Source organism: Flavobacterium sp. (genome assembly GCF_044368625.1).
In the GTDB taxonomy this organism is placed as follows: Bacteria; Bacteroidota; Bacteroidia; order Flavobacteriales; family Flavobacteriaceae; genus Flavobacterium.
In genome coordinates, this window is the sequence record NZ_JBIPPD010000227.1 from 1 (window position 1) to 5,028 (window position 5,028).

Annotated in this window: 6 protein-coding genes; 1 reads left to right on the forward strand and 5 read right to left on the reverse strand. The window is 33.9% G+C overall.

From position 1 onward, the window contains the following. Positions 1-228 precede the first annotated feature (228 nt). The 4 genes from ACIQ2X_RS13650 to ACIQ2X_RS13665 form a co-directional block, all read right to left on the reverse strand. On the reverse strand, positions 229-456 hold the full coding sequence (locus ACIQ2X_RS13650) for a hypothetical protein (protein ID WP_396179486.1): 228 nt from the start codon (positions 454-456) through the stop codon (positions 229-231). A gap of 43 nt (positions 457-499) precedes the next feature. Continuing rightward, the gene (locus ACIQ2X_RS13655; protein WP_396179487.1) at positions 500-1,873 is read right to left on the reverse strand and encodes an MATE family efflux transporter; all 1,374 of its coding nucleotides are present in this window, start codon (positions 1,871-1,873) and stop codon (positions 500-502) included. 71 nt (positions 1,874-1,944) lie between these two features. After that, entirely contained in the window at positions 1,945-3,018 is a 1,074-nt protein-coding gene (locus tag ACIQ2X_RS13660; RefSeq protein ID WP_396179488.1) for an alanine racemase, read from the reverse strand. A 4-nt stretch (positions 3,019-3,022) separates the two neighbouring features. Continuing rightward, positions 3,023-3,466, reverse strand: coding sequence for a GNAT family N-acetyltransferase (locus ACIQ2X_RS13665; RefSeq protein ID WP_396179489.1), 444 nt, complete (start codon positions 3,464-3,466; stop codon positions 3,023-3,025). Positions 3,467-3,728: 262 nt separating this feature from the next. On the opposite strand from ACIQ2X_RS13665, the gene ACIQ2X_RS13670 reads away from it, so the two are divergent. Continuing rightward, on the forward strand, positions 3,729-4,247 hold the full coding sequence (locus ACIQ2X_RS13670) for a hypothetical protein (protein WP_396179490.1): 519 nt from the start codon (positions 3,729-3,731) through the stop codon (positions 4,245-4,247). Between the two features lie 97 nt (positions 4,248-4,344). On the opposite strand, the gene ACIQ2X_RS13675 is transcribed toward ACIQ2X_RS13670, so the two are convergent. Further along, the coding region (locus ACIQ2X_RS13675) for a PPK2 family polyphosphate kinase (RefSeq protein WP_396179491.1) at positions 4,345-5,028 on the reverse strand (684 nt) is incomplete at its 5' end.

The window sequence follows — 5,028 nt, forward strand, 5'->3', positions numbered from 1 at the left end:
TTATTGGCTTATGAAAATGGTGGTTTGAATAAAAAAGTATTGGATCATACGTTGGAACTTTTCTTGTATGCAAAAGCGGAAATGTTGTCTGTTTTAGAAAAAAGTTTTGTAAGTGATAATTATAAATCTAAATACCTAACTTTAATAGAAAATAGATACAAACAAATGGGTCTTTAAAAAAACAGCTGCATGTGAGATACAATGCAGCTGTTTGTGTTAAAAATTGAATTATTCTTCATAACGACCTATTTCACGGTCGTAAAACTCATTGGCTAAAGTAATTAGGTTTTCCATTTCGGCATTTAATTCGGCTTCGTCAAGGTCTTCATCTTCTTCCATAAATTCTACCTCATCATCTTTCAAATTAATTATGAAACGTGGATAGTCTAAGTGTATGATGAAAATATCTTCTGGAAAATCAGTATTGTCTCCTAATAAAAATTTTGGTAATTCCATGGTTTTATGTTTTTTGTAGGTACAAGTCGCGACTTGTTCGAACTTATTGATTATTGATTAATGTTTTAGTTAATTTTTCAAAGCGAATATACAAAAATAAAGCTGCAGCTGTTAAACCGGCTAAAAGTCCAATCCAAATACCAATAGCACCTAATTTTGTGTACAATCCCAAGTAAATGGAAATCGGAAAACCGATAATCCAGTAAGCAACAAACGTCATGTACATAGGTACTTTAACGTCTTGCAAACCACGCAAAGCACCCAAAACGACTACTTGAATTCCATCTGATATTTGAAAAATTGCGGCAACTAATAATAATTGTGAAGCAATTTTAATGACTTCTTGATTCTCTGTGAAATTTAAACCTTGTTTCGTACTCACAAAAAGTTCCGGAAGATATTGATGAAAAACTACGAAAATTAAAGCAAAAACAATTTCCAAAATTACCGCTAACAAAAATATCGAACGAGCGACCAATTGCAATCTTGGATAGTCCCGTAAACCCTTTTGGTTTCCGACCCGAATCATGGCTGCAACACTCAATCCCATAGCAAACATAAACGTTAAAGAAGCTAAACTCAGTGCGATCTGGTTTGCCGCTTGACTTGTAGTTCCTAAAGCGCCCGAAAGCCAAATAGCGCCTGTAAACAAAGCCACCTCAAAGAACATTTGCATCGAAGAAGGCATTCCGAGATTAATTAATTTCTTTATTGCAGTCTTTTTAATTTCCGAAAAACTAAAATTTTCAAAATACGGATGAAATTTTACTCTACTTTTTAAAGCCAAATGCATGTAAATCAGCATTACAATTCGCGATGCAATGGTTCCTATTGCGGCACCAATAATACCTAGTTTTGGAAAAATCCAAATCCCGTAAATGAGTAAAAAATTTAAAACTACATTCACAATATTCGAAATTATGGTCGCCCACATGGAATATTTGGTTTCCGATTTTCCATCGGCAAATTGCTTGTAGGCCTGAAACATAATTAAGGGAATCAAGGAAAAAGCAACAATATCAAGATACGGTTTTGCCATTTCTACCACTTCTTGTGGCTGGTTCATATAACCAATTAATGGTTTTGAAAAAAAGATAATCGTAAAGAGTGAAACCCCTAAAACCGTACACAATAAAAGTCCGTGCTGAAAAATGCTTCGTCCTTCTTTAATGTCTTTGGCTCCATCGGCTTCAGCAATTAAAGGCGTTATAGCTGTTGAAAATCCAATGCCGAGTGACATGGCAATAAATACAAAACTGTTTCCAAGAGAAACGGCAGCCAATTCGGTTGGCCCTAATTTCCCAACCATTATATTATCAACAATTCCCACTAAAGTATGACCCACCATTCCTAAAATAATAGGATAAGCTAGCTTAAAGTTATAGGAAAATTCTTTGGTGTACTGTTGTAAATTCACTTTTGCAATTTTTCTGCAAAGATAGAATCTTAAATGCAAAGAAAATTATAAGGTTAAAGTCTTTTTTGAAATTAATACACCACTCTTTTCTCAATGTATTTCGAATTCATTATCCGCACAATTCCCATATAATCAAGGGTAAATTCCATTTGATCACCAACTTTGAAATTTTCTATATTTTCGCCTAAATCCAAAACGACCATATCTGAGGTAGCTCCAGCCAATTTAACATTTTCATTTGTGGCTTCTAAGTGTTTCATATCAATATCCAGTAAACCAATGTCAATTATGGCCCGAACAGCACTTTTTCCGATGTTTTCTTGATTAAAAGTAACCACATTTCCTTCAAGATTTGAACCCAATTCGCCACTTGGAATCAAGGGTTTTTCATACAGCTCGATAATTTCAGCATAAAGTTTGAAAATATCGTTTTCCATGGTTGCAAACGGTACACTATTGTACACATCCGTGCCCATAAAAAGCGTTTCGCCAACGCGAAAATGATTTATATCTTTAGGCAATAATCCTTGTTTTATCAACGGAATTGTAACGGAGGAACCACCTGAAATAAACGGAATTTTTACATTAAATTTCAACTCAATAAGCTGTTTATACAAACACAATTGCAGCAATTTATCATTGTTGGGTAAAATTCCATATAGACAAGACAAGTTGGTTCCTAGACCTACTACATCAATATTTTTTATCTGAAAAACTTTTTCATAGAAATCAATAAAATCCTCTCGCATTACTCCCTCACGCAATTCGCCAAGGTCAATCATAATGATAATTTTATGGATTTTATTTTGCTTTATCGCTTCCTCTGATAGCATTTCGATAGTATGAAAATCGGTATTCATACTAATATCTGCATACCTTACCACCTCCTCTATCACTCCTTTTGCGGGAGGCTTGATGTAAATAGTTTGTGCATTTTTATCCAAATTTTTTATCATTTTGAGATTCGAAATCCTTGAATCCGAATATTGCTTGATACCTAAATTGAGTAGTTCCGTTAAATATTTTTTATTACCGCATAAAATTTTTGTTACAATAGACCAATCGATATTATGAATTTTAAAGAAATCGTTTAAATGCTTGAAATTATTTGCTAACTTTTTAGTCTCTAAAGTTATATAAGCCATAAAATTAATTTTTAATGTATCTCATTTCTAAATATTTGTTGGTAAAACCCAGTTTTTTATACAATCCTTTTGCAGGATTATTGGGTTCCACATGCAAGGCAATACTTCCATCTACATTTTCAATAGCCATTTCCATTAATTTTTTTCCAACACCTTTTCCTCTGCATTTAGGAGCCGTTGCGATGTAAACCAAAATGTTTTCAGGGATGTATTTCGTCATTCCAGCTCGATTTACAACAACACTTCCTAAAATTTTATCGTCTTCAAAAGCGACTAAAACAAATCCTCCAGGTGCATTTTCTTCACCTAAAGCATACTTTATTGCTGCATTAATATCCTCAATTGGGTCGCCATATTCTTCTAAACTTTTATAAAGAAACTCATTTACTTCTGCTTGTTTTCCTTTCTCGAATTTTTGATTTTTATCAAATCTCTGGATCGTAATCATACTTTTAATTTATGGTTTTACCCCAAGTTAATTTTTATGACGTTTTTTCCAAAGATTCCTCGTTAAACTTTGTTAAAACAAGGTTAGGTGGCTTTAAAATAGGTTTGAGCCTTTAAGGAATTTACAAATTTAGCAGGAACGAAAATCGTATAACAGATGTTCAAAATCATGTAATATTTATTAAATAGCACCAATATATCTTTGCCCCATACTTCAACAAACATCGAAGTACAATTTTAACAATAACATTAAAAACAAAACCATGAAAAACAATTTAAAAGCAATCATAGCATTCGTAGCAATATGTTTTGCTGGAACAGTTCAAGCACAAGACAATGATACTTATGATCAGGGATTCAAACTAGGAATTGGTGCCAATGCAGGTTATGTATTTGACGATGCATTTGGTCTAGCTTTAGGAGCTGATGTTCGTTTACAATACAATTTATCTCAAAAAACATCCTTAACTCTAACAACAGGATTTACAAACTTCTTTAAAGATGAAGCAGGTAAAGATTTGGGTTTTATTCCTGTAAAAGCAGGTTTCAAAGGATTTATTTGGGAAGATCGCTTTTACCTTTTAGGAGAAGTGGGTGCGGGTTTCGCAGTTACAAATGATTACGATCAAACAACTTTAATTTTGGCACCAGGTGTTGGATATGCCACAAAATATATTGATTTAAGTCTGCGTTACGAATACTACAACAACTTTCCTAAAGCAAATGGCGGCGAAGGAATTGGTCAATTAGCATTAAGAGTGGCTTACGGATTCGACTTGTAAAAACAAACGTTGTTCTCTATAAAAAAAACCTGAAAAATATTTTTTCAGGTTTTTTTTGAAAATTAAAAACGAAATTCTGAGGAATATCTTCTACTAATTACCCTTTATTTTCACTTAAAATTCGCTGGTATTTTTTAATATTGTCTTGAATTTCCTCATCAAGTTGGGGATTTTGAATATCGGTATATTTTTGCAATTCTGTCAAAATAATTTTCCCAACAAGGTATCTTGCCAGTTCTTTATCATCGGCCGGAATCACAAACCAGGGCGCTTTTTCGGTAGAAGTGGTATTTAAAATTTCTTCGTAGCAAGCTTGGTATTTGTTCCATAGTTGCCGTTCTTCTAAGTCGCCTGGCGAGAATTTCCAATTATGCTTGTCTTCTTCCAAACGTCGCAATAATCGTTCGCGTTGTTCTTCTTTGCTCAAATGCAGATAAAATTTGAGCACGATGGTGCCGCTTTTTGCAATATGATGTTCAAAATTATTGATATCCTGCATCCGACCTTGCCAGAAATCCTCTGGAACATCATCAACCGATAAGATAGTGGGAATATTTTCGAACAAAAGATATTCGGGATGCACTCTGGTTACCAAAACATTTTCATAATGCGTGCGGTTAAAAACACCAATTTTTCCTCTCTCTGGTAGTGCCTTGTAATGTCTCCACAAGTAATCATGTTCCAACTCCTTACTTGTAGGTGTCTTGAAACTCTCTACCACTACTCCTCTCGGATTGATTTCTTTAAAAACTTCACGAATTAAACTGTCTTTTCCGGCGGT

What these genes read in the sequence shown, in the direction of transcription:
- ACIQ2X_RS13650 (WP_396179486.1), bottom strand. Translation starts at nt 456, where the DNA reads ATGGAATTACCAAAATTTTTATTAGGAGACAATACTGATTTTCCAGAA.
- ACIQ2X_RS13660 (WP_396179488.1), bottom strand. Translation starts at nt 3,018, where the DNA reads ATGGCTTATATAACTTTAGAGACTAAAAAGTTAGCAAATAATTTCAAG.
- ACIQ2X_RS13665 (WP_396179489.1), bottom strand. Translation starts at nt 3,466, where the DNA reads ATGATTACGATCCAGAGATTTGATAAAAATCAAAAATTCGAGAAAGGA.
- ACIQ2X_RS13670 (WP_396179490.1), top strand. Translation starts at nt 3,729, where the DNA reads ATGAAAAACAATTTAAAAGCAATCATAGCATTCGTAGCAATATGTTTT.